At 54.4% G+C, this 24,797-nt stretch carries 17 protein-coding genes and 4 pseudogenes; 16 read left to right on the top strand and 5 right to left on the bottom strand.

Annotated elements, in window-relative coordinates:
• Nucleotides 1–36: 36 nt before the first annotated feature.
• Together B0D71_RS02775 and B0D71_RS02770 are read right to left on the bottom strand one after the other, a co-directional pair.
• Nucleotides 37–1,368: a D-serine ammonia-lyase gene (locus B0D71_RS02775; protein WP_103393374.1), complete on the bottom strand. Its 1,332-nt coding sequence runs from the start codon at nt 1,366–1,368 to the stop codon at nt 37–39.
• 62 nt (nt 1,369–1,430) lie between these two features.
• Entirely contained in the window at nt 1,431–2,702 is a 1,272-nt protein-coding gene (locus B0D71_RS02770) for a serine hydroxymethyltransferase (protein ID WP_103393373.1), read from the bottom strand.
• A gap of 129 nt (nt 2,703–2,831) precedes the next feature.
• Between B0D71_RS02770 and B0D71_RS02765 the strand changes: the two genes are divergently transcribed.
• The 7 genes and pseudogenes from B0D71_RS02765 to B0D71_RS31650 all read left to right on the top strand — a co-directional run.
• Nucleotides 2,832–3,746: a LysR family transcriptional regulator gene (locus tag B0D71_RS02765; protein WP_103393372.1), complete on the top strand. Its 915-nt coding sequence runs from the start codon at nt 2,832–2,834 to the stop codon at nt 3,744–3,746.
• Nucleotides 3,747–4,207: 461 nt separating this feature from the next.
• Nucleotides 4,208–5,173: pseudogene (locus B0D71_RS02760) on the top strand (amino acid ABC transporter substrate-binding protein); the annotation flags it as partial.
• Between the two features lie 57 nt (nt 5,174–5,230).
• Nucleotides 5,231–6,409: an amino acid ABC transporter permease gene (locus tag B0D71_RS02755; RefSeq protein ID WP_103393371.1), complete on the top strand. Its 1,179-nt coding sequence runs from the start codon at nt 5,231–5,233 to the stop codon at nt 6,407–6,409.
• Nucleotides 6,410–6,419: 10 nt separating this feature from the next.
• Nucleotides 6,420–7,517 (top strand): amino acid ABC transporter permease, encoded by a 1,098-nt coding sequence (locus B0D71_RS02750; protein WP_103393370.1) that lies wholly within the window; start codon nt 6,420–6,422, stop codon nt 7,515–7,517.
• Between the two features lie 28 nt (nt 7,518–7,545).
• The gene (locus tag B0D71_RS02745) at nt 7,546–8,310 is read left to right on the top strand and encodes an amino acid ABC transporter ATP-binding protein (protein WP_103393369.1); all 765 of its coding nucleotides are present in this window, start codon (nt 7,546–7,548) and stop codon (nt 8,308–8,310) included.
• 259 nt (nt 8,311–8,569) lie between these two features.
• On the top strand, nt 8,570–9,850 hold the full coding sequence (serS, locus tag B0D71_RS02740) for a serine--tRNA ligase (protein WP_103393368.1): 1,281 nt from the start codon (nt 8,570–8,572) through the stop codon (nt 9,848–9,850).
• Between the two features lie 11 nt (nt 9,851–9,861).
• Nucleotides 9,862–10,064: pseudogene (locus B0D71_RS31650) on the top strand (histone-like nucleoid-structuring protein, MvaT/MvaU family); the annotation flags it as partial.
• Nucleotides 10,065–10,206: 142 nt separating this feature from the next.
• Here the strand turns inward: B0D71_RS31650 and B0D71_RS02730 are convergent.
• Nucleotides 10,207–11,191 (bottom strand): annotated as a pseudogene (locus tag B0D71_RS02730) (aldo/keto reductase).
• A 788-nt stretch (nt 11,192–11,979) separates the two neighbouring features.
• Between B0D71_RS02730 and B0D71_RS02720 the strand changes: the two are divergent.
• From B0D71_RS02720 to B0D71_RS02690, 7 genes and pseudogenes are all read left to right on the top strand, one after another.
• Nucleotides 11,980–12,726: pseudogene (locus B0D71_RS02720) on the top strand (YkgJ family cysteine cluster protein).
• Between the two features lie 172 nt (nt 12,727–12,898).
• Nucleotides 12,899–13,993, top strand: coding sequence for an NADH:flavin oxidoreductase/NADH oxidase (locus tag B0D71_RS02715; protein ID WP_103393367.1), 1,095 nt, complete (start codon nt 12,899–12,901; stop codon nt 13,991–13,993).
• A gap of 665 nt (nt 13,994–14,658) precedes the next feature.
• Nucleotides 14,659–15,147, top strand: a complete 489-nt coding sequence (locus B0D71_RS02710; RefSeq protein WP_103393366.1) for a (2Fe-2S)-binding protein — start codon at nt 14,659–14,661, stop codon at nt 15,145–15,147.
• Nucleotides 15,144–16,136 carry an FAD binding domain-containing protein gene (locus B0D71_RS02705; protein ID WP_103393365.1) on the top strand — a complete coding sequence of 331 codons (993 nt, stop codon included), beginning with the start codon at nt 15,144–15,146 and terminating at the stop codon, nt 16,134–16,136. The genes B0D71_RS02710 and B0D71_RS02705 overlap by 4 nt, the downstream gene beginning before the upstream one ends.
• Entirely contained in the window at nt 16,133–18,523 is a 2,391-nt protein-coding gene (locus B0D71_RS02700; protein ID WP_103393364.1) for a xanthine dehydrogenase family protein molybdopterin-binding subunit, read from the top strand. Before B0D71_RS02705 ends, B0D71_RS02700 begins: the two co-directional genes overlap by 4 nt.
• A gap of 3 nt (nt 18,524–18,526) precedes the next feature.
• Entirely contained in the window at nt 18,527–19,495 is a 969-nt protein-coding gene (locus tag B0D71_RS02695; RefSeq protein ID WP_103393363.1) for an XdhC family protein, read from the top strand.
• A gap of 25 nt (nt 19,496–19,520) precedes the next feature.
• Nucleotides 19,521–20,432, top strand: coding sequence for an AraC family transcriptional regulator (locus B0D71_RS02690; RefSeq protein ID WP_103393362.1), 912 nt, complete (start codon nt 19,521–19,523; stop codon nt 20,430–20,432).
• A gap of 272 nt (nt 20,433–20,704) precedes the next feature.
• On the opposite strand, the gene B0D71_RS02685 is transcribed toward B0D71_RS02690, so the two are convergent.
• The gene (locus B0D71_RS02685) at nt 20,705–20,821 is read right to left on the bottom strand and encodes a DUF2256 domain-containing protein (protein WP_103393361.1); all 117 of its coding nucleotides are present in this window, start codon (nt 20,819–20,821) and stop codon (nt 20,705–20,707) included.
• A 378-nt stretch (nt 20,822–21,199) separates the two neighbouring features.
• Between B0D71_RS02685 and B0D71_RS02680 the strand changes: the two genes are divergently transcribed.
• The gene (locus B0D71_RS02680) at nt 21,200–23,101 is read left to right on the top strand and encodes a potassium transporter Kup (protein WP_103393360.1); all 1,902 of its coding nucleotides are present in this window, start codon (nt 21,200–21,202) and stop codon (nt 23,099–23,101) included.
• A 44-nt stretch (nt 23,102–23,145) separates the two neighbouring features.
• On the opposite strand, the gene B0D71_RS02675 is transcribed toward B0D71_RS02680, so the two are convergent.
• The gene (locus tag B0D71_RS02675; RefSeq protein ID WP_240635658.1) at nt 23,146–23,721 is read right to left on the bottom strand and encodes a transcriptional regulator; all 576 of its coding nucleotides are present in this window, start codon (nt 23,719–23,721) and stop codon (nt 23,146–23,148) included.
• A 779-nt stretch (nt 23,722–24,500) separates the two neighbouring features.
• Here B0D71_RS02675 and B0D71_RS31185 point away from each other — a divergent pair.
• Nucleotides 24,501–24,719 carry a hypothetical protein gene (locus B0D71_RS31185; protein ID WP_133160912.1) on the top strand — a complete coding sequence of 73 codons (219 nt, stop codon included), beginning with the start codon at nt 24,501–24,503 and terminating at the stop codon, nt 24,717–24,719.
• Nucleotides 24,720–24,797 lie beyond the last annotated feature (78 nt).

Raw genomic sequence — 24,797 nt, 5'->3', positions numbered from 1 at the left:
ATGGGGTATGAAGTTCATACCCTTGGCAAAACTTCTTTAGTCAACGTTGACTAAGGACGCGCCACGATCCATAAATTTTTTGAACTGGTCTTCTGGAACAAAGGCGCCACCGGTCGTCCAGATGACGTGAGTAGCCTGGGCTAGTTTGCCTGTTAAGCCTTGAGCTTCCTGATAGGCACGACCTTGCGTACTTTTGACAATAAATTCAGGCCCCGCGAATCCGGCGGTTGCCGAAGGCTCGAGGCGAATGGATTGAGTCGTCTCTGCCATCCAGAGCCAGCGGAATAAGTCGTCATCGGCCACTGTAAAAATTCCGGATAACATTGGCTTCATTACATCCGCTACGAATGCCGACATACGCGCTACTGCCATGCCGTCAGCTTCGGTACGGTTGGTCAGGCCAACGTCGTAGACCGATATCAGTTCTTTCGAACCACTCATCATGTGCACCAGTGCACAAGGCGACTGGACAGGCTCAACAAAGAATGCGTGCGCAGCATCACCGAAGATTGCTTTCAAGCCATAGGCTGCGCCACCCGGAGCGCCGCCGATACCGCACGGTAGATAGATGAAAAGAGGATGCTCTTCATCTACGGTTACACCTGCCGCTTCCAATTGGCCCGCGAGCTCGCTTGCCGCTGCGCTGTAGCCGAAAAATAGCATTTCGGAGCGTTCGTCATCCACGAAGTAGATGGTTGGATCGCCTTCGGCGTCGATACGGGCACATTCGACCGCAGTAGTGTAATCAGCCTTATGCTGAACCACTTCAACGCCAAGACGAGTCAAGCGTTCGACTTTCCACTGTTTAGCATCGGACGACATGTGAACCACAGCACGGAACCCAAGTGCGCGTGCTGCGATGCCCACGCTCAGGCCCAGATTGCCTGTACTCCCTACCGCGATAGTGTGCTGCGCAAAAAGTGCTCGAGCCTGCGTACTTGCAAGAACAGTGATGTCGCCACCAGGCGTGAGAATTCCGCGTTTCTCTGCCATTTGCTTGGCGTACATGAACACTTCGTAGACGCCGCCTCGGGCCTTGATAGATCCGGCAACAGGCAAGTCGCCGTCAGCCTTGACGAATACGCGGCCATACTCGGCGGCCTCATATCCAACTGCTTTCCGCAGGCTTGTGGCTTCAATCAGCTTGGACTGAATCAGTCCTTTCGACTCAGTCAGCTCAGGGAAGCAAATCTGCAGCAGCGGGGCCAACAGTTTCCAGTTTTGTTCGGCTTCTTTGACTTGAGAGGCTCGGATCGGCAGAGATGGGTCAGCGATGCCGTTTACCTTGAGTGCAGGATTCAGCCAAAGCGCGGGGCGTCCAGCGAGTACATCGTCACGCGCTGGATCATTGGGAAGTTGAACGCTCATTTTTCATTTTCCTACTGCATTGAGAGATCGGCGAGCGATGGATTCATGCCCGCCAAAGTTCCTCAGGCATAGATTGGGAATTCAGCAACCAGCTTTGCCACAGTTGCACGGCTCTTTGCGATAACCTCTTCAAGGGCAGCCTCGGCGCCCGCCTGAGCGTCGAAGATGTCAGCGATCAGGTTGCCGATGACTTCGAATTCTTTCGCGCCGAAGCCCCGGGTAGTCCCGGCAGACGAACCCAGTCGAAGACCTTTCCATTCCGAAGGTTTCGCACTGTCGAACGGAATCGGGTTCTTGTTCGAAGTGATATTGATCGCCGAGAGAACATCTTGAGACTCTTGGCCTGTCAATCCTTTTGATGAAACGTCTACCAGAACAACATGAGTATCAGTGCCACCACTGACGATGCGCACACCGCGCTTTTGAAGAACCTCTGCCAGGAGACGGGCATTTGCTTTGACGTTTGCGCCGTAGGTTTTGAACTCATCAGTCAGCGCCTCGCCCAGGCAGACAGCTTTACCAGCGATGGTGGCCAGGTGTGCGCTGCCCTGTACACCGGGGAATACAGCTGGCTGCAGCTTCTTGAATAGATCTTCGCGGTTGGTCATTACCAGACCGCCACGGGCACCGCGTAGAGTTTTAGTCGTAGTGCAGGTGACGATGTCGGCATGCGGAATCGGGGAGGGGTGAACACCTGCCGCTACAAGGCCCGCGAAGTGAGCCATGTCTACCAAGTAGGTAGCGCCGGCTTTGTCTGCAATCTCACGCATGCGCGGGAAATCGATTTCTCGCGGATAAGACGAGCCACCCGAGATGATCAGCTTCGGCTTATGTTCCAAGGCAAGCGCTTCGACATTGTCGTAGTCGATACGGCCAGTTTCGCGATCAACACCATAGGAAACGATAGTGAACCAACGGCCTGACTGGTTGGGTTTGGCGCCATGGCTCAAGTGGCCACCGGCAGCGAGATCAAGGCTCAGGACTACGTCACCTCGTTGCAGCAGGGCGAAGAAAACCGCTTGGTTAGCTTGAGTACCCGAGTGTGGCTGAACGTTTACATATCCACATCCGAACAGTTCTTTCGCACGATCAATGGCTGCTTGTTCGACGACATCAGCGAAATCAGCACCACCGTGGAAGCGTTTACCCGGGTAGCCTTCGACGGTCTTGTTTGTAATAACTGACCCAAGGGCGTCAAGCGATGCGAGGCTTACAGAGTTTTCAGATGCAATGAGTTCGATCTGACCTTGTTGGCGTTTTTTCTCGTTTTCAAGCGCGTTGAAGATCAGCGGATCGCGTACTGCAAGATGATCGTGGAAATAGGACTTGGTCATTGCTGCGGTTCCCGTCTTGGTTTTTTCATACCCTAATCCTTGGCCAAGATGAGAAAAAGCGAATAATATTTCAATATTACATTAGCGTTTCTTACTGATTGGTCGTGTTAGGTGGAGGGATAAAAGCTCATGGATATTGGTAGATTGCGGGCGTTAAGGGAGTTATCCATTCGTAAAACCATGGCGGCGGTAGCGGAAGCGCTTCATGTCTCTCCATCTGCTGTGTCTCAGCAAATTTCCCTTCTGGAGCAGGAAGTCGGAATCGACCTGGTCGAACGGCGTGGACGGGGGGTTAACCTGACCATTGCCGGTCGTATGCTGGTTGAGCGTGCAAACCGAATTTTTACGGAGCTTGAGTCGGCCCGTGCAGACATGGCAGAGCTGAAGGAAGTGGTTGCAGGCGAACTTCGCGTAGCAGCCTTTCCCTCAGTGGCGGCAGCCTTTATCCCTAAGACCATTCGCGCGCTTAGCGCCACCCATCCTCAGTTGCTGGTGCAGTTTGACGAGATGGAGCCGGAGGAGGGGTTGAATGCGTTGAGAAGCTGGCAAACGGACGTTGCTCTGATCGATGATCTCAATATTCCACCTGGCCTGCTTGATCCGGGCATCGAAACCATCCCGCTGATTGAGGATGTTTTTAACGTGATGATGTCTCCCAATCATCGGCTGGCACACATGGAGGAGGTCACGCTGGGTGATCTCAGTGGCGAGCTCTGGGTGATAGATACGGCTTCCAGTACCTACACTCGCGTATTGACTGATGCGTGTCAGAACGCTGGTTTCACACCCAACATCGTTGCGCGCTGTAAGGGGTTCGAAGTTACTCTCTCCTTGATCCGCGAAGGCTGCGCAATTGCTATTTTCCCCGAATTACGAGCCAGCTTCGACCTGCAAGATGCACGGGTCTGTCGGCTGGTTCCCGAAATTCGACGCAGGATTTTCGTAGCGTTCCGCAAGGGTGAGAAGAAAAGCCCAGCGCTCCAAGCATTCATCCAAAGTATTTGTGCTCATACAACTGATTTCGCTGATCCTCCTGCTGCCTGATCCTCTCAGAGGGTCAGTATCTATTGCCCCATCCCCTCCGACCGCCAGTGTCTCGACGCACGGACGTCATTTCGTGCGTCTTGCGCTTCATACAAAATCATTAGTTTTGCTTACGTGATATTGAAAAAATATTCGCTTTTTCTGACTTTGCACAGGGGCTACGGTATTTGAAAGCGTTTTTGCCCCGTCACACCGGGGCCTTTTTAAAACAATAAAAAGAGGGCCTACGATGCCACTTTCCATAAGCGCTTACTGCGCATACCGGGTGCCCTGACGGCGTCCATCTTGTTTTCTGCCCTCCACATCGCTGTTCAAAATCCCGTCCGGTTTCGGTGCGTCGGCATCGTGCGGCCTGGATTTACTCGTGACATTTCTGGAGCATTAAAATGAAAAAAGAAAACAAGCTGATCAAAGTCTGTGGTGGCCTTATCGGCATCACCCTGATGACTTTATTGTCCGCAAATGCCAGTGCTGGTGTGACGCTGGATAACGTGAAGAAAAAAGGCTTTGTACAGTGCGGAGTCAGTGACGGACTTCCAGGGTTTTCCTTTGTGGATGCCAAGGGGACTTTTGCCGGTTTCGACGTAGACGTTTGCCGTGCGGTCGCGGCGGCGGTCTTCGGTGATGCGAGCAAGGTCAAATACTCTCAGCTCACCGCCAAAGAACGCTTCACGGCGCTGCAGTCCGGCGAAGTGGATCTGCTGTCCCGCAGTACCACCTGGACGTCCTCACGGGATGGCTCCATGGGCATTCTGTTTACGGGCGTCAGTTACTACGATGGCCAAGGATTTTTGGTTAATAAAAAACTGAGTGTGAAAAGTGCCAAAGAACTGAATGGCGCAACGTTCTGCATCCAGGCGGGGACAGTCACCGAGCTGAACCTCGCCGATTACTTCCGTGCGAACAAACTGAAATTTACTCCCATCTCATTTGATACCTCTGACGAGAGCTTCAAGGCGCTCGAAGCTGGGCGCTGCGACGTGCTGACATCTGATCAGTCGCAGCTTTATGGGCAGAGATTAAAACTCGCGACTCCTGACGACTACGTGGTGCTACCAGAAGTTATCTCAAAAGAACCGCTGACTCCTGCCGTAAGACGAGGTGATGAGGAGTGGTTTACGGTGGTGCGCTGGACGTTGAATGCAATGCTCAACGCTGAAGAATTGGGCGTCACTTCCAAAAATGTGGCCGAGCAAAAGCAGAGCACCAACAATCCTGATGTTGCGCGGCTGCTAGGAAGCGAAGGTGCTTTGGGTAAGGATTTGAATCTGCCGAACGACTGGGCTTTCCAGATCGTCAAGCAGGTAGGTAACTACGGTGAGTCGTTCGAGCGAAACCTCGGTGATAGCAGTGACTTGAAGATCAAGCGCGGGCTTAACGCGCTTTGGAACAAAGGCGGCATTCAGTACGCAGCACCTGTCCGCTAAGTCTTTTCCGCCCGGTCTTAGGCCGGGCGTTTTCTTGTCTGTCCTGCCGGTGTACATATGCAAATGAACAATGGCTCAAAGCGCCAGGTGTCATTTAATGACCCCGTTGTGCGCGCACTACTCTTCCAGATCCTGATCGTTGCCGCAGTGGTTACGATGGGATGGACTCTCTACCAAAACACGTACACGAACCTAGTGCATCGAGGAATCACTTCTGGCTTTGCATTTCTTGAGAACAGCGCTGGATTTGGGGTTGCACAGCACCTGATTTCTTATAAGGAAGCCGATTCATACGCGCGTGTTTTCGTCATAGGTCTGTTGAACACGCTGCTAGTAACCTTGATTGGCGTAATCCTGGCGACGATCCTCGGCTTCATCGTCGGCGTGTCACGGCTGTCGAAGAACTGGATCATTGCCAAGCTGGCAACGGTTTACGTGGAAGTCTTCCGTAACATTCCGCCGCTGTTGCAGATCCTGTTCTGGTACTTCGCGGTGTTCCTGACCATGCCGGGGCCACGCAGCAGCCATAACTTCGGCGACATCTTTTTTGTCAGCAGCCGTGGCTTGAACATGCCAGCGGCGCAAATTGCGGATGGGTTCTGGGCGTTCGTGGTGAGTGTCGTGATGGCCATCGTCACCATCGTGCTGATGTGCCGCTGGGCCAACAAACGCTTCGAAGCCACTGGCGTACCGTTCCACAAGTTCTGGGTGGGCCTGGCGCTGCTTTTGGTGATCCCGGCGCTGTGTGCATTGATCTTCGGTGCGCCGCTGCATTGGGAAATGCCTACGCTGCAAGGCTTCAACTTTATTGGCGGTTGGGTGCTGATCCCGGAATTGCTGGCGCTGACCCTGGCCCTGACCGTGTACACCGCGGCATTCATTGCCGAGATCGTGCGTTCGGGCATCAAGTCGGTCAGTCACGGCCAGACCGAAGCGGCGCACTCGTTGGGTTTGCGCAACGGCCCGACCCTGCGCAAGGTGATCATCCCGCAAGCCCTGCGCGTGATCATTCCGCCGCTGACCAGCCAATACCTGAACCTGGCGAAAAACTCCTCGCTGGCCGCCGGTATCGGTTATCCGGAGATGGTGTCGTTGTTTGCCGGTACGGTGCTGAACCAGACCGGCCAGGCCATCGAGGTGATTGCCATCACCATGAGCGTGTACCTGGCGATCAGCATCAGCATTTCCCTGCTGATGAACTGGTACAACAAGCGCATAGCGCTCATCGAGCGGTGAGGAAACCAGCATGAGTTCTCATACTTTCAAACCTGATATGCCGCCACCGAGCAAAGTCTTCGGGCCGGTGGCGTGGATGCGCGCCAACATGTTTTCCAGCTGGCTGAATACCTTGCTGACCTTGTTCGCGTTCTACCTGATCTACCTGGTGGTACCGCCGATCCTGCAGTGGGCGATCCTCGATGCCAATTGGATGGGCACTACCAGGGCAGACTGCACCAAGGAGGGTGCTTGCTGGGTGTTCATCCAACAGCGCTTTGGTCAGTTCATGTACGGTTATTATCCACCGGAACTGCGTTGGCGCGTTGATTTGACGGTGTGTCTGGCAGTCATTGGCGTGGCACCGTTGTTCTTCTCGCGCTTCCCGCGTAAAGCGGTATACGGCCTGGGCTTCCTGGTGTTGTACCCGATCATTTCCTGGTGCCTGCTGCACGGCGGCATATTGGGCTTGCCTGTCGTGGCGACCAGTCAGTGGGGCGGCCTGATGCTGACCCTAGTGATCGCCACCGTCGGTATCGCCGGTGCGTTGCCGCTGGGGATTGTCCTGGCGCTGGGCCGTCGTTCGAACATGCCGGCGATTCGTGTGGTCTGCGTGACCTTCATCGAATTCTGGCGCGGCGTGCCGTTGATCACGGTGCTGTTCATGTCCTCGGTGATGCTGCCGTTGTTCCTGCCTGAAGGCATGAACTTCGACAAGCTGTTGCGGGCACTGATCGGTGTGATCCTGTTCCAGTCGGCCTACGTGGCCGAGGTGGTGCGTGGCGGTCTGCAAGCGATCCCTAAAGGTCAGTACGAAGCGGCTGCGGCGATGGGCCTGGGTTACTGGCGCAGCATGGGCCTGGTGATTCTGCCGCAAGCCCTGAAGCTGGTGATCCCCGGCATCGTCAACACGTTCATTGCACTGTTCAAGGACACCAGTCTGGTGATCATCATCGGTTTGTTCGACCTGCTCAACAGCGTCAAGCAAGCGGCTGCCGATCCGAAATGGCTGGGCATGGCCACTGAAGGCTATGTGTTCGCGGCCCTGGTTTTCTGGATTTTCTGTTTTGGTATGTCGCGCTATTCCATGCATCTGGAACGCAAGCTCGACACTGGCCACAAGCGCTGAGGCGCTACCCAATTTAGGAAGTTTTGTGATGAGCGAAGCAATCAAGCAGCCTGTAAGCCCTGAAGGCATTATTCAGATGCAGGGCGTGAACAAGTGGTACGGCCGGTTTCACGTACTCAAAGACATCAACCTCAACGTCAAGCAGGGCGAGCGCATCGTCCTGTGTGGCCCGTCGGGTTCCGGCAAGTCCACCACCATCCGCTGCCTCAACCGTCTGGAAGAACACCAGCAGGGCCGCATCGTGGTCGATGGTGTGGAACTGACCAACGACCTCAAGCAGATCGAAGCGATCCGCCGCGAAGTCGGCATGGTGTTCCAGCACTTCAACCTATTCCCGCACCTGACCATCCTGCAGAACTGCACCCTGGCGCCGATGTGGGTACGCAAGATGCCCAAGCGCAAGGCCGAAGAAATCGCCATGCATTACCTGGAACGCGTCCGCATTCCGGAGCAGGCGCACAAATACCCGGGGCAACTGTCCGGCGGTCAGCAACAGCGTGTGGCGATTGCCCGTGCCTTGTGCATGAAGCCGAAAATCATGTTGTTCGACGAACCGACCTCGGCCCTCGATCCGGAAATGGTGAAAGAGGTTCTCGACACCATGATCGGCCTGGCCGAAGACGGCATGACCATGCTTTGCGTGACCCACGAAATGGGCTTTGCCCGCACCGTGGCCAACCGCGTGATCTTCATGGACAAGGGCGAGATCGTTGAGCAAGCGGCACCGAACGACTTCTTCGATAATCCGCAGAATTCGCGTACACGCTTGTTCTTGAGTCAAATCATTCACTGATTCGACTGCCTTACTGGATTTCGACTTTGATAGTTTTTGTCAGGGCTCGTGATAAAAGATCGGTCTCTCTGTTCGAGCCGGTCTTCTGGTTTGGTCACCTTCGGTCACGTGTTCTGCGCTTGGTTTCCTGAGTAATTGGGGAACCCTTTTTATTTGGTGTGTTTATCGTTGCTGGTCTTACGTATTGACTCCGTCCCCAGTCAGATGGGCTCGCTTATTCACGGCTGGGTTCCAAAACCTCACGCTGAGAGAAATCAATATGCTCGATTCCAAACTATTACGTAGCCAAACCCAGGAAGTGGCGGATCGTCTGGCTTCCCGTGGTTTCAGCCTGGATGTCGCGTGCATCGAATCACTGGAAGATCGCCGAAAAGCGGTGCAGACCCGCACCGAGCAATTACAGGCAGAGCGTAATGCCCGCTCAAAATCTATTGGGCAGGCAAAGGCTGACGGCGAAGACATTGCTCCCTTGATGGCTGCCGTTGCGCGCATAGCCAACGAACTTGAGTCTGGCAAAAGCGAACTAGACAGCATTCAGAAGGAATTGGACGATATCGTTCTGGCCGTTCCCAACTTACCGGACGCCAGCGTACCAATCGGCTCCGGTGAGGAGAACAACATGGAGATGCGCCGCTGGGGTGATCCGCGTGTGTTCGACTTCGATATCAAAGACCATGTAACGTTGGGTGAAATCAGCGGAGGTCTGGACTTTGAGGCCGCAGCCAAGCTGTCCGGCGCTCGCTTTTCTGTTTTGCACGGCCCGATTGCTCGCCTGCACCGCGCACTGGCGCAATTCATGATCAACTTGCACACCTCACAGCATGGGTACGAAGAAACCTACATCCCCTACATGGTTCATGCGTCTGCTCTTCAGGGAACCGGCCAACTGCCAAAGTTTGAGGATGACCTGTTCAAGATCACGCGTGAAGGTGAGGCTGACTTCTATCTGATCCCTACCTCCGAAGTCCCGTTGACCAATCTGGCGGCAGGGCAGATTCTCGATGCAAAACGATTGCCCCTCAAATTTGTCGCCCACGGCCCATGCTTTCGCAGTGAGGCAGGTGCTTCTGGTCGGGACACTCGAGGCATGATCCGACAGCATCAGTTCGACAAGGTCGAGATGGTTCAGGTGGTTGAGCCGACGAAATCCATGGACGCTTTGGAAGAGATGACCGCCTGTGCCGAACGTGTTTTGCAGGCGCTTGAGTTGCCATACCGTGTTCTGGTTCTTTGCACCGGCGACATGGGTTTTAGCGCGGTCAAAACCTTCGATTTGGAAGTGTGGGTGCCGAGCCAGGACAAGTACCGAGAAATCAGCTCATGCTCCAACTGCGGTGACTTCCAGGCCCGGCGCATGCAAGCGCGCTGGCGCAACCCAGAAACTGGCAAGCCGGAGCTGGTGCACACCCTCAATGGTTCTGGGTTGGCGGTGGGGCGCACCTTGGTTGCGGTACTGGAAAACTATCAAGAGGCGGACGGATCCATCCGTGTGCCGGAGGTGCTCAGGCCCTATATGGGTGGTATCGATAGAATTCGGTAGATGCCTTATAGCTCAACCTTCTTGATCCGCAGACCGGTGGTCGCACCACAGTGTGCGCACCAAAAGCGGGCACACGTAAAACTCGTCAGGTCTAGGTCTTCAAAAAACTCACACCGGTGAAGTCGTCGAAACTAAAGGCGGCAATCATAAAACGCTGAAGGAATGGAAAGCTGAACACGGTTCGGCGACCGTTGAGTCTTGGCTGAGCAAGTGATGTTGGTTTGAGTACAAAAGGGCCCTTCGAGGGCCTTTTTGTTAGTTAAACAAATTAGCGCCGCCGGCAACGCTCCAAGCCGCAGCGGTGCTCTTTCTCACAGCGTTGCCGTTGCTGGCGAGTGGCAAGAAGCAAAGATGGCTCAGTTTGGATCAATCTGCCGCATGTGCATGTCAGACATTCGTTCGCCGTGCACCTTCAGCTTGGAAAATGCTTCCTCCATTGCCAGTAAATCCCCCCTTGTCAGCTTAATGTCCAACGCCCCCAGGTTTTCTGTCAGATGATCGACTCTGCGTGTGCCTGGAATTGGGACGATCCATGGCTTTTGTGCGAGTAACCAGGCCAAAGCTACCTGGGCCGGTGTTGCGTTTTTGGCGGTGGCCACCGTCCTTAGGATATCCACGACTGGCATGTTGGCGGCCATGTTTTCTGGGAACATCCGGGGAAAGGTTGCCCGGAAGTCAGTCTTCGTGTCGAACTTCGTGTTTTGATCCATTTTGCCCGTGAGGTAGCCTTCGCCTAGCGGCGCCCATGGCACAAAACCAATGCCCAACTCTTCACACGCGGCAAGCACACCGTTGTGTTCTGGATCACGGCAGAATGAAGGAGTATTCAGACTGGATGGCCGAGACAGGCTGTACGGCATGGGCTCGTCGAATGGTTCGGGCACTGGCTTCCGACAAGCCGAAATGCAGGATCTTGCCCTCGGCGATCAGATCTTTCATGGCGCCCGCTACGTCTTCAATCGGTACGTTCGGGTCGACGCGGTGTTGGTAGTACAGGTCGATGTGGTCGGTTTGCAGACGGTTTAGCGACTGTTCTACAACCTTTTTTATGTGTTCTGGACGGCTGTTGAGGCCAATAGTGCCGTCGATAGCGAAGCCAAATTTACTGGCTATTTTCACTTGGTTTCGGAACGGCTGGAGGGCTTTACCAACCAGTTCTTCGTTGATGTAGGGGCCGTAGACTTCGGCGGTGTCAAAAAAAGTAACACCCTTTTCGAAAGCGGTGCGCAGGGTATTGATGCCTTGGTCGATATCAGCCGGTGGGCCATAGTTTGCACTGATGCTCATACACCCGGCACCGATGGCTGAAACCTGCAGATTGCCTAGATGACGTTTACTCATTTTTCCTGTTCCTCTCGACGGGCTTTTGGGTAGTGGGATTGAGGAGGAGGGGCCTGAGGCGCCTGCCCACGCCGAAGCACCGATGGCCAATGCCACACTTGCAAGCGTGGCTTTAGCCACAAACTCGCGGCGTCCAAGAGATTTGAAAAAGTCAGAACTTGAATCGGATTCTGGCTTATCGCTGTCCATGGATAAACTCCTGAAAAATTGTTCGCGGCGGCGCACTTCTATGCGCACAGAAACCGTCATCCACTGACAAGACAGCCACTACGACGAGCTCGCCCGTGGGCGGAAAGGCAATTGCACTCTGGCTACTTCAGATCAGGCTTTATCGTGTGGGGTCGCGTCCGGTGGCGACCACGGCGTGACCTGCAGTCAAAGCCACTTGAGCCAAATGGACGCCAAATCTCTGCTTGCGCCAGTGATGAGCCAAACCTTTTTGTCAGCCATACGATTTTTCCTTAGAGGTTGAGGATCTTGTGTCTGGTGTGGCCGGGGCCCCTATCGCCCGCTCACCAGGACGATCCATTCTCTCGTTCAGAGGGTGCGAAGGTTTGCACGGTTTGGGTAAAAAATTGCCTGAAACGACGAATCGAATCGCTTTCAGCCTCATCGCCGGAAGCCAGCGGCCTGGATCAACATCATTTAAATTGGAACAGGCAACCATCCCAATGGAATGGGCAATCAGTCCTTGTCTCTACCCCCACATAATTTTCGGCTAAGCCACGTTCGCCCGATGTAGCGGTACCAATCGCTCATGCCCGTGGATAAACAGGTCGAGTACGCGCATGGAAAATACTGCAATACGATTTGCTTGCAATAGCTGTGGAGTGTGTTGCAAGGGGCGCCTGATTCCTCTGACCTTGAATGAGTCGAGACAGTGGCTACAGCGGGGTCATGACGTCGCGGTGATACTGGAGGCATTTGACGAGTCTCTTTGGCCTGCTGACTCTGAGAAATTCAAGCACAACGCTAAACGTGCATCGCAGATTCATAGTGGTAACGCCAAGATCAACGTTATTGCGATTTTCGCAGCGAACGCGCTTACCCAATGCCCAAATCTGGATGATCAAAATCAGTGTGGGATCTATGAGGAGAGGCCGCTGGTGTGCAGGATTTATCCTGCAGAAATTTCCCCATTCATCACCTTGGATCCTGCGGATAAGGTGTGCCCTCCTGAGGTCTGGGAGGCGGGCGAGATAATCGTGTCTGATCGGGAAGCCAACCCTTCGCTGCAAGTTAAGATTGCACAGTCCAGGGACGAGGACAGGCTAGATGCTCACGCTAAAGTGGCGATCTGCGAATCTATGGATATGACGGTTGCGGCATGAAAGGAAAACGCTTTGGCTGTGTATTTGCCGGATCGACAGAGTCTGATGACTGCACTCAATCATTCTGATTCAGAAATTCGAAGAGTGGGCCATACCTCCTGGCGCGTGCGCATCGAAGATCACGAGTTGCGGGAGACAGTCGGAAGCCGTGGTGTGCAAATCGATACAGCGGAACTCTCCAGCTACATCTTCCACAAACTGTAGGGCATATTAACGCTCGGTTTATGCATTCAGTTTTCACGAAATATCAGGCGTGAAGGCACCGAGTCGATATGAAGCTCGTCAAATAATGCAATTTATCGCTCTTATCAGGCAAAAATGAATGCGGTTGTCACATTCATAATCTACTCATTCGAATCTCGACGTGGATAGATTAATGACTTCTCTGTTTTCACCCTATCGCTTAAAAGATGTCACGTTGCGCAACCGGATCGTGGCATCCCCTATGTGTCAGTACCAGGCTCATGATGGGCTGTTGTCCGATTGGCACCAAACTCATTACGAAAGCCTAGCCAAAGGCGGTGCGGGTTTGGTCGTTGTGGAGGCCACTGCTGTGTGCCCTCGGGGGCGCATAACGCCTGGAGATGCGGGGATCTGGAGCGACTCTCACATTGCCAATCTCGCATCCGTTGCGCTCGCGATCAAGGATGCCGGCGCTGTTCCTGGTATCCAACTCGGTCACGCGGGACGCAAGGCGGGGTGCACCCCACCATGGCAGGGTGGGCACCCACTCGCCGAATCTGACCCGCAGGCTTGGCAGCCCGTTGCGCCTAGTGCTCTGCCGTACATGGCAGAGTCTCCCCACATACCTGGCGAAATGACCGTGGACGAGATTCGACGTACCCAGGCCGACTTCATGCACGCCGCATCACGGGCATTCAGAGCAGGATATGACTGGCTGGAGTTGCATTTTGCACACGGTTTTCTCGGTCAAAGCTTTCTGTCTTCGAAGTCCAATACGCGCTCGGATCAATATGGTGGATCACTGCTCAATCGTGCGAGGTTCTTGCTAGAAACCGTCGATGCAGTCAAGCAGGTATGGCCCGGCAACCTCCCGTTAACTGTGCGTTTCGGTGTTGTCGATTTCGGAGACAATCTCGAAGAGTCCATGGCGGAATCAATTCAGGTTCTTCAATGGTTGAAAGACGCCGGTGTGGATTTTGTGGATTGTTCTCTGTCGCTCGCAACAGCGGGTGAACCCGTGCCATGGGGGCCCAACTTCATGGTGCCGTATGCCGAGCGTGTACGCGCCGAGACAGGATTGCCAGTAGGGACAAGCTGGATGATCACCGATGCAAATGAAGCGGATGGATTCGTGCGAGAGGGTCAACTCGATTTGGTCTGCTTTGCTCGGACGCTGTTAGCCAACCCTCATTGGCCGTTCCTGGCGGCTCGGACATTGAACATCCCTGACCCTGAGTCCGTGCTTCCAACGCCATACGCCTATTGGTTGCAAAACTGGGCTGGTTGAATCTTCGTAGCGCGCCCGATTCGACCTCAAATATTCGGGAGTCAGCGAAGCGTATATAGCCCCCCCCACACAGTCCCTGTAGTCGCTGGAGATCTTAATTGGAGAGCATCCATGAGTCGTTCACCGTGCCCAGTTGGATTTACCCAATCAGTTGAAATTGTAGTCCGTGCGCTCAATGTTCCAGCGCTAGTCAGTGTACTCACGGCTCGGATAGATCAATTCACTTGCACCTACTCAGGGTTTATCGGGGCGCTCGTACAGGTGAGCGAGCGCAAGGATGCAGTGCATATGCAGATCTGTTGGATATCCAGGGAGTCCGGTGAACAATCACTGGCAAAGACAAAAGACGGTGAGCCAGACCTCTTCCAGATTGCGAGCGATTTACAGGCCAGTGCCATGATCTTTCGCACCTTCGTTGTGGCCGCTGACAGGTGTGCTCCATGCTGAGCAGGATTTCTCGGGCGCCAGCGCTCGTTGTTTCGAGCAACGTCGTCCTACGTAACATATTGTTACGGTCGATGTGCCGGAAAAATCTCCGTCGAATCAGGCAACAAAACCCGCCGATCAGGCAATCCTCGCCACGCTTGGAAACGCATACTCAAACCTGGAACTGGCGCTTGTAATCGCCAGGCTGAGCTCTATTGGATTTTATTGGAGAGGCCACCATGGCAGACCGTAACAAGGTTCAGTTCAAGATCAATGGCGAACATCGAGTCCTTGAACTCGACTCTCGTACTACGTTGCTGGATGCCATTCGTGAGCACGCCTTTCTCACTGGAACCAAAAAGGGATGCGATCAGGGCCAGTGTGGGGCTTGTACGGTTCATGTCGACGGCGAGCGGGTATTGAGCTGTCTTACCCTTGCTGCGCAGGTTGATGGGCGTAACGTGACCACCATCGAAGGGCTGGCTCAAACTGACGGCACATTGCACGCAGTGCAGGCCGCCTTTGTTGAGTTCGATGCTTTCCAGTGCGGCTACTGCACCCCTGGCCAAATCATGTCAGCGGTTGCTTGCATACGTGAAGGGCACACGGGGTCGGATGATGCCATACGTGAATACATGAGCGGCAACATCTGCCGCTGTGGTGCATACCCGCACATTGTCACCGCTGTGCGGACGGCGGCGGCACGTTTGCAGGAGGGTAAGGTATGAGGGCCTTCGATTATGTTCGCTCCAGCGATATCAATACCGCGCTCCAACAATCCGGTCTCCCCGAAACCCGATTCCTGGCAGGGGGTACGACATTACTCGACTTGATGAAGTCTGGCGTAGAGCGTCCGGCTCGCTTAGTTGATATCAGTCATTTGCAAGGTTTAAACGATATCACGGTCGTCTCTGATCATATCCATATCGGTGCCTCAGCTAAGATGAGTCATGTCGCCGCCCACGCTCAGATTCAGAGCCAAGCGCCCGTTTTAAGTGAAGCTCTTTGGCGTGCTGCCTCTGCACAGATACGGAATATGGCTTCGATAGGCGGCAATCTTTTACAACGCACCCGGTGTACCTATTTTCGTGACCCTGCTGCTTATCCTGAGTGCAACAAGCGTAACCCTGGATCAGGATGTGCAGCCCTCAACGGGATTAATCGCAACCATGCCGTGCTTGGCGGGAGTGATGCCTGTATTGCTGTTTATCCCGGTGACCTGGCCGTGGCGTTGGTTGCGTTTGATGCCACTGTTTTCATTCGTGGTGCAACAGATCGGCAAGTGGCTGTAGATGACTTTTATCGGTTGCCTAGCAACCGCCCAGACATTGAGAACGATCTATCTGTAGGGGAGATGATTGTCGGGGTGGAAGTACCGGTGGTGCCGGCTCTCAAAAACTCACATTACCTCAAAGTGCGTGATCGAGCTTCGTATGAGTTTGCTGCCGCCAGTGCAGCGGTCGGTCTCGAATTCGAAGACGATGGCCACACCATCAAAGATGTGCGCATTGCTCTGGGTGGAGTCGGCACCAAGCCTTGGCGGGCACGTCAGGTAGAGCACGCGCTTATCGGCAAGCCCTTCACTGAGAAAGTGCTGCGGGACGCGGCTCGCTATGCGGTGGATGGTGCTCAGGCCCGTGAGCACAACGGCTTCAAGATAGTGCTGGCGCCACGGGTTATCGCGCGCGCATTGATGACCGTCGGAGGCTTGGTATGAACGAACTCTTCAATCCCGACATTGATCGGCGGACACTCCTGAAAACTGCCGTTGCAGGATCTGCTGTCATGTACGCAGGCCTCGCGTTCAACCCCTTGACCGGGGACGCGGCGCCGCTGGTTGGCAAGGAGTCTAATGGTTCTCTTGGCGAGCGCGCACCCAGACAAGAGGGCGGCCTCAAGGTGCGAGGTGAAGCACGCTATGCCATTGAGCAAGCCATCGACGGCATGTTGTACGGTGTGGCGGTGCAATCGACCATTCCTGCTGGACGTGTCACTGGCATCGATACTAGCGTGGCCGAAAAAGCACCTGGTGTCGTTGCCATCTACACGCATCTAAACCGACTGGCAATTCAGCCAGCCATTCCCTTTATCAAAGGCGGCGCCGCCACCGAGAATTTCACACCATTGCAGGACGATCTGGTGCGCTGGAATGGTCAGCACATCGCGTTGGTAGTGGCCGAAAGTTTCGAACAAGCCACTGAAGCCGCGAGTCTGGTCAAGGTCAGCTATGAGCAAACCCAAGCGATCATCGACCCTGATGATCCACGTGCAAATCCTCAGCCCATTGATGATCTGCAAGCGAAATGGGGCGATGCGAAATCGGCCTTGGCTTCAGCTGCGGTCAAGGTGGAAGGCGTTTACACCACACCTCGCGAGTACAACGTCCCGATGGAGCCCCATGCGTGTATTGCTCATTGGAGTGGCGACAATCTGACGGTATACGAGTCGAGCCAGTGGGTGGGTGGTGCCCGCAACGTCATCGCTCAGTGGATGGGGGTGGACATGGCAAACGTCCGTGTGATTTCTCCCTTTATCGGTGGTGGGTTTGGTTGCAAAGTGGCGCCACATCCGCATGTCGCCATGGCGTGCGCGGCATCGAAAGCTTTGGGTCGCCCTTTGAAGTTGTCGCTGACTCGTCCGCAAACCTTCACTGGGTACGGTGGCCGACCGCGCACCAGCCAGCGGCTGGCGTTGGGTGCCACGAAACAGGGCGTGCTTGTCTCAGTGATGCATCAGGGGTGGAACGAGACCGCAATTGACGATACTCACTTAGAACCAAGCACCTCAGTGACGGCGCTCATGTACGCCACGCCCAATATGCTTGCGCGCCATAGCATTATCCCGGTGAACACCGTCAACCCAGGCTGGATGCGGGCGCCAGGTGAGAACATCAGCACCTTTGCGCTCGAAACAGCCATGGATGAACTGGCCTATGCCGTCGGGCTCGATCCCATTGAGTTAAGACTGCGCAATTGGGCGTCTCAAGACCCGAAAGCCAACATCCCGTGGTCGACTCGGCGCCTCAGGGAAGGCTATATCGCCGGCGCTAATGCATTTGGCTGGGCTAACCGGAATCCGCAGCCGCGTTCAATGCGCGAGGGCCGCGAGCTGATCGGTTGGGGGATGGCTGCGGGTACTTACCCGATCTGGCGCACCCCAGGAGAAGCGAAGATAATCATCCATCGAGATGGTCGGATCGAGGTATTGAGTGGGGGGACGGATCTTGGCACGGGCACGTACACGATCCTTGCCCAAACAGCCGCCGAAGTTCTAGATGTTCCGACCAGTTCGGTCAAGGTAAGCCTCGGCGATACGGATCTACCTCGTGCACCCATCGCTGGTGGGTCTCAACTGGCGAACAATCTGACTGGCGCCGTGTACAAGGCAGCGAAAGTCGCCCGCAACGAACTCCTGCGTCTGGCAACAACCGATCCGAAATCGCCGCTGCACGGTATGGATGTTAGCAACCTGGTATTCAAGAGTGGGCGAATCAAACCCTCACAAAGACCGGGCGACGGCATAGCATTGGCAGGCTTGCTCAGGGCACTTGGCAAGGATCGGCTTGAGATTACGACGGACACTTTCAAGGCTGGTGCTACTGAGGCTGATCGTAACGCAGCAGCGCATGGGTTTAGCCAAATGCAATCGGCTACTAGCGGTGGAGTCTCCGCGCATAGTTGGGGAGTGCATTTCGTCGAGGTTCGGGTAGACGAGGACTTTGGTACGGTCAGGGTCAAGCGCATGGTTGCAGCGTTCGACAGCGGCAGGGTGTACAACCCGAAGCTTGCCGAGAGCCAATGGATAGGCGGGATGATCATGGGGCTTGGCCAAGCGTTATTTGAGGAAGGCCAGATTGATCGGCGTGACGGTCGCGTCGTGAACGCAAGCCTGGCGGACTACGTCGTTCCAGTGAATGCCGATGTCCCGGAAATCGTCACGATTGATGTCGGTATACCCGACTTACAGGCCAGTGCACTGGGCGGCAAAGCGGTGGGTGAATTGGGAATCGTTGGGGTCGCAGCAGCGATCAGCAATGCGGTTTACCACGCAACAGGAAAGCGTATTCGCGATCTACCGATCACCATGGACAAGCTGCTCTCCTAACCCATGAACAATCTTGATCTTCAGGTACTTGAGCAGGCAGCGAAGTGGCTCGATCAGGGGTATGGTGTTTGGCTTTGTACCGTCTTGGCCACCTATGGCTCAGCTCCGCGTAGCCCAGGTGCAATGCTGGTGGCGCTGCCTACGGGAGACTTTTGTGGATCGCTGTCAGGAGGCTGTGTTGAAGAGGACTTCCTGGAGCGACTGGGTCGCGAGGAGTTTGCTTATCGCAGCCAGATCATTCGCTATGGTGAGGGTGGGTTTGCTCCAAACCTTGCTCTGCCGTGTGGCGGCGTGCTGGATGTTCTAGTGGAGCGTTTTAAACCTGACTGCGATAGTCGCGAGCACTGCGCTGTTCTATTGGATGCGCTGAAGGGACGTCAGCAGGTAGTACGCCATGTGAAATTGGATTCCGACCAAGTGCAAATCGAGACAGACACTACGGCGTGTGCGCCCATTTCTGTCGAGTCCGATCATGTTCGTATACGGATAGGCGCGGCTCAGAGGCTACTTATTGCGGGACTCTCACCCGTCGCCGAATTTTGCGCGGGCTTTGCTGCAGCGCTGGGTTTTGAGGTCGTAGTGTGCGACCCGCGTCCGGAATTAACTGCGCATTTCAAGATGCCCGGAGTGAAGCTGATTGAAGTTCACCCAGCTACTTACATCTCTCAAGGCGGGTGTCACGCCGCGACTGCCGTCGTAGCGCTGACTCACGATCCTCGACTGGATGATTTGACACTCATGGAAGCCGTTACGACTCCAGCGTTCTATATTGGCGCCATGGGCTCAAAACGTAATAGTCAGAACCGCCTGGAGCGGATCAGGCGCATTGCCCGGTTGGATGATCAAAGTGTCAACCGTATCCATGCTCCGATTGGTCTGAATCTCGGGAGCAAAACCCCAGCCGAGATCGCGCTTGCGGTTATGTCCGACATCGTCAGGGTGAAAAATGGAATTGTTCGTGGCGCGCTGTAGCGTCGGGGTTCTTTAGGAGATGAATATGCTTGCTGCTTCTAAAAATAGCCTTACCGACGGCGACACTGGCCGTTTGGTTGACCTCGTTAGCCAAATTGCGCGCAGTGATTGCGACTACCAAACAGCCATTCCGGGCCTAAGCCTTTATCGACGCAATGCGGTTACAGAGCCGTTGCACTGCATATATGGCTTGGGTATCGGTTTATGCTTGCAAGGCAGCAAGCAAGTCATGGTGGGTGAGGAGGTGCTCACTTATGCTCCGGGGCAGTCCCTGGTCACGAGCGTAGACCTTCCAGTGATAGCGAATGTCACCCAAGCCAGCTTCGCGCAGCCGTATTTAGGCATGATGCTGACTTTCGACAACACCATGGTTATGCAGATTGCTGAGCGTCTTCAGCTATCTCAACGCATTAAAGATGATGGGTTTAGACCTGTCACTGTTCAGACCTTGGACGTGTGTGTGCTGAACGCTTTTGAGCGGCTGGTTGAACTGCTTGATGAGCCATGTTTGATCGCCGCAATTGCTCCGCTAATCACAGAAGAGATCGTAGTTCGATTACTGAATGGTGCCCACGGGCCGCAATTGCTCCACATTGTCAGTGCCGGCTCTCCGAGTCAGCACATCGCAAAGTCGGTAGCTTGGCTCAAGCTCAATTTCAGTCGGGCGCTGCGCATGGATGACCTAGCAGCAACAGCGTATATGAGCCCCTCCACATTTCGTCAGCACTTCCGGGCGGTCACCGGAATGAGTCCGCTGCAGTATCAGAAACAACTCAGGCTGCAAGCTGCGAGACAGATGATGTTGAGTCAGAATGTAGATGCGAGTAGTGCCGGCGGACTGGTCGGATATGAAAGCTCATCGCAGTTCAGTCGCGAATACAGCCGTCTTTTTGGTGAACCACCTCAAAGGGATATAAAACGCATGCGTGTCCAATAGCGGTATGTTTCGACAGCGTAACCGCTCATGAATAATCCTTGTTCGTCCCTGAAAAACCCTAGCCTTGAAGCTGGACTGCACTGACCTGTGTTCCTTGGCATTGCATTAGGGAAGGATACCGAGCAGCGCTTCGGGGGTGAATGCTGGGAAAAAGCCGCACTGATCATGCAAGGCTTTCAGTCGAGAATGAGCTGAGCATTTGACCAGTATTTGAAGCTCTCGTAGTTGCTCGCCAAGGTGGATTGGTAGCCTTCTAGAGTCTTTTGCGCGGTTCAGCTTTTATGGCGGCGGCAGCGCTCCGAGCCGTAGCGCACCTCCCCCCAACAGCTTGCCCACTTTTTCCGCCATGCGAAGGGAAGACCACAGGTCACGCAGGTTTTGACTGGCAACTCACTCTTTTTTCAAAACGAACCACCTCCATCTATTTTGGCAAGCAACAACTAACACTTTTACGCATTACGACAATCGTTGAGTAAATTTGAGGCTAGGCCAATTTTCCGGCTACGGTCGCACGATGATTACAGTGATATTCCTACCACCCCGTGTAGCTCTGCTTTCTCATCAAAGTAGCCTTGGCTGCGCCCTTGATTTCTGGGAAGTCTGCTGCGAGTTTTTTACGATTTCTTTACGGTAGGTTTTGTTACTCACCACGATACTGGCCGCGATTTTTAGATCGTCCATGTGCCTTGCTCTGCAATTGGCCCTGGAAAAACGTATTGCCCAAGGATGGCATGCAGTTACTCCCCGCTAATTGAGAGGGCGCCACCTTGAGTGAGACCGCGACCGCTACACACGTAGACTCCCATTCCAAAACATCAGGGGTTGGCTTGCTCGTCGCCGCTGTCGGTGTGGTTTACGGAGATATTGGCACGAGCCCCCTCTACACGTTGAAAGAGGTCTTTTCCGGGCATTACGGTGTTCAGGTGAATCACGATGGCGTGCTTGGCATTCTGTCGTTGATCTTTTGGTCATTGATCTGGGTCGTCTCGATCAAATACGTATTGTTCATTTTGCGTGCCGACAACCAGGGCGAAGGCGGCATCATGGCTTTGACTGCGTTAGCTCGTCGCGCAGCAGCACCTTACCCGCACATGAGCAAGATACTGGTTCTACTCGGTCTGTTCGGCGCTGCACTTTTTTACGGGGACAGCATGATCACCCCGGCTATTTCGGTGCTATCTGCGGTCGAAGGATTACAGTTAGCATTTGATGGTATCGAGCGCTGGGTTGTGCCTATATCAGTGGTCGTGCTCGTCGCCCTGTTCTTGATACAGAAACATGGCACAGCCCGAATCGGCATCCTGTTTGGCCCTGTCATGGTGCTGTGGTTTGTGGTGCTGGGCGCCCTCGGTATCCACGGCATTTTACAGCGGCCCGAAGTGCTGCAAGCGCTAAACCCTGTTTGGGCAGTGCAGTTTTTTGTTGCTCATCCTGGCATGGGTGTAGCGATCTTGGGCGCCGTCGTATTGGCATTGACCGGTGCTGAAGCACTGTATGCCGACATGGGCCATTTTGGCCGCAAGCCGATTTCTCTTGCATGGTTCATGTTGGTGTTGCCGGGGCTGGTACTCAATTATTTTGGCCAAGGCGCCTTGATCCTGGAAAACCCAGAGGCTGTGCGCAACCCGTTCTATTTACTAGCGCCGAGCTGGGCACTGCTGCCTATGGTCGCGCTCTCCACACTGGCGACCATCATCGCTTCTCAAGCCGTAATCTCCGGTGCTTTCTCCCTGACGCGCCAGGCCATCCAACTAGGGTACGTCCCTCGGATGTTTATCCAGCACACCTCCAGCCAAGAGCAGGGGCAGATCTACATCGGCACGGTCAACTGGGCGTTAATGGTCGGTGTAGTGCTGCTGGTGATTGGCTTCGAGTCGTCCAGCGCTTTGGCTGCCGCTTACGGGGTTGCAGTGACAGGCACTATGCTGATCACCACCATCTTGTCCTCGGCTGTAGTGCTTCTCCTCTGGAAAACACCGCGTTGGCTGGCCATCCCATTGCTGCTCGGCTTTCTGTTGGTAGACAGCCTTTACTTCGCAGCTAACGCTCCGAAGATTTTTCAAGGCGGAGCGTTCCCAGTGATCGCAGGCATTGGTCTGTTTATCTTGATGACCACCTGGAAGCGGGGGCGGAAGATCATCGTTGAGCGCTTGGACGAGACCGCACTTCCTCTGCCGTTGTTCATCAGCAGCATACGTTCGCAGCCACCGCATCGGGTTCAAGGTACTGCAGTGTTTCTAACGGCCAAGGCTGATGCTGTCCCCCATGCGCTCTTGCACAACCTCTTGCATAACCAGGTTCTGCACGAACAGGTGGTGTTGCTCACAGTGGTGTCTGAAGACAGCCCGCGTGTGACTGCTGATCGGAGGTTCGAGGTCGAGGCTTACGGTGAGGGATTTTTCCGAGTTAGCGTTCATTTTGGCTTCATCGAGGAGCCTGACGTACCCGCTGCGTTGTGTCTCTGTCACTTGAATGAGCTGGACTTCAGCCCAATGCGTACCACTTACTTTCTTAGCCGCGAGACGGTTATCCCGACCAAGCGTATCGGGATGGCTCGGTGGCGAGAAAGCCTGTTCGCCTTTCTACTCAAGAACGCCAACAGCAACCTTAAATACTTCAATTTGCCGCTGAATCGAGTGATCGAATTGGGCACGCAGGTTGAGATGTAGAGGAGCGCAGTTAAGGGAAAGCGTCCTTGCTCTCGCTGTGTTGGTCAGAATGGGAAATCCAGTTTTTTCTGCACAGCAAATTCGCCTGGCGCTTTGCCTCGTTCGAAAGCAACTAAATACGACATCTGTACGGTCAAAGGTTTCGCTTCTGACTGCTCGCCAGAAACCTTCAGATGTACTTTGCGAGTCGCATATTGAATTGAAACCTCAAGCCCTTGCAGCTCATTGATCAGCTCCTGCATCTCGTCGTATACGGCAAATTTGGCGCTTTCTGAATAATCGCTGGCGCAGTCCCTGTAGTCGCGAAAATAGTCCACGAGTGACGCAAACACCTCTTGGGCATCACGCTGCATTTCAAAGCCGGGTTGGGAAACATCTACTGTGGAGCTTTCTGCAAGCTGAGCGAGCTGGTGTCCAGTCGACAGGGGCAGCGCCGGTAGTGTGATGTAGTCGCGCTCAATACGGGCTTTCTCTGCTCTCAACTCCTCTTCTGAGGGGATGTCGAAGGGCTTGTTGAAGGCATCGATGTCTGCGATCTCGAAAGCAACTGCGAGCGCACGTCGAGTATCAGTGCTTGCCGATTTGGCATTCTCAACGCGTTGTACAGTCCGTACGTTCAAGCCTGCAAGCTCGGCCAGAGTCTCCTGTGACCATTAAAAAATCTCCCGCATTTTGCGGATGAGTGCGGCAAATTCTTCGAGGCTCAACACGCGAGGCTGGCTAGACGAGGTGTTTGTATTCATTTTCAAGCTCCATGAGATAGTCGGTACGGCTCATGATGAAGAAGCTGCTGATGACACAACACGACAGGAACCCGACAGAGAAGCGACAAGGTATGAGGCTCTGGTGAGGTAACGATGAATTGAAGCAAGCATGCAGACATGTGCATCTCTCCGCTCAGCGTAGGCGTGATAATGTCTTCCGAGCCCGTGATTCTAGTGCGGGCTGGGGAATGACCTTTCTAATCGCCGCCAGAGGCTTATTCCCAATTTAAATTTGAAGCAGTGGTTGGTCCACTTCTCCAAGGCAAACCTCAAGCATGAATTCAACGAAGCTGAGAGTGGATTTAACTGACGGCTGGGCTCCACCAGTGGGCTCGCTCACTCGCGTGCTATTAGTCGGAGCCAAAGCGTGATGTTCCGCATGCCTTCGAGCCAAGCCGCGCGCAAGCGACCATAGGTGGGGATGCAGCCCGAGCTGATCCAAATACCGGTGCATGATCACCCTCGCTACAGCCCCTTTACCATCGGGAAACGCTTGAGTTTGGAGAAGGTGTAAGTGGTGGGCTAGCGCCGCAACGATACGTCGACGAAGCTCAGGTACCCTCATCAATGTGAACTGCTGGTTCGCTGAGTCAGGTGCACTCTTCAGAACTTCTGGCTCTGTATGGTACCCGTCGATGATCTTAGAAAAATGGGCGTCAGAGTCGATCAACATTCTGCTCAAGCACGCTGCGGTTTCAGGCGCGACCATGCCAGCCAGGAAAGCTGTCTTCGTTACAAGCAAGTCTGCGCTCGCCAGTATTGACGGAGGTATCGAGTCAGGGAGGGCCGGGCTTGGGAAAATCATGGCGCTGACACTATCCGTGCTTGAAGCGCTTGTCATGCAACAAGTGTAGATTTCTGAACGAGCGAAGCGGTGCATAGCATTTCGTGGAATGCACAAAAGCTCACAGGCTAGGATGAACTAACTACCT

The sequence above is a fragment of the Pseudomonas laurylsulfativorans genome, assembly GCF_002906155.1.
In the GTDB taxonomy this organism is placed as follows: domain Bacteria; phylum Pseudomonadota; class Gammaproteobacteria; order Pseudomonadales; family Pseudomonadaceae; genus Aquipseudomonas; species Aquipseudomonas laurylsulfativorans.
This window is presented reverse-complemented; position numbering and strand designations above follow the sequence as displayed.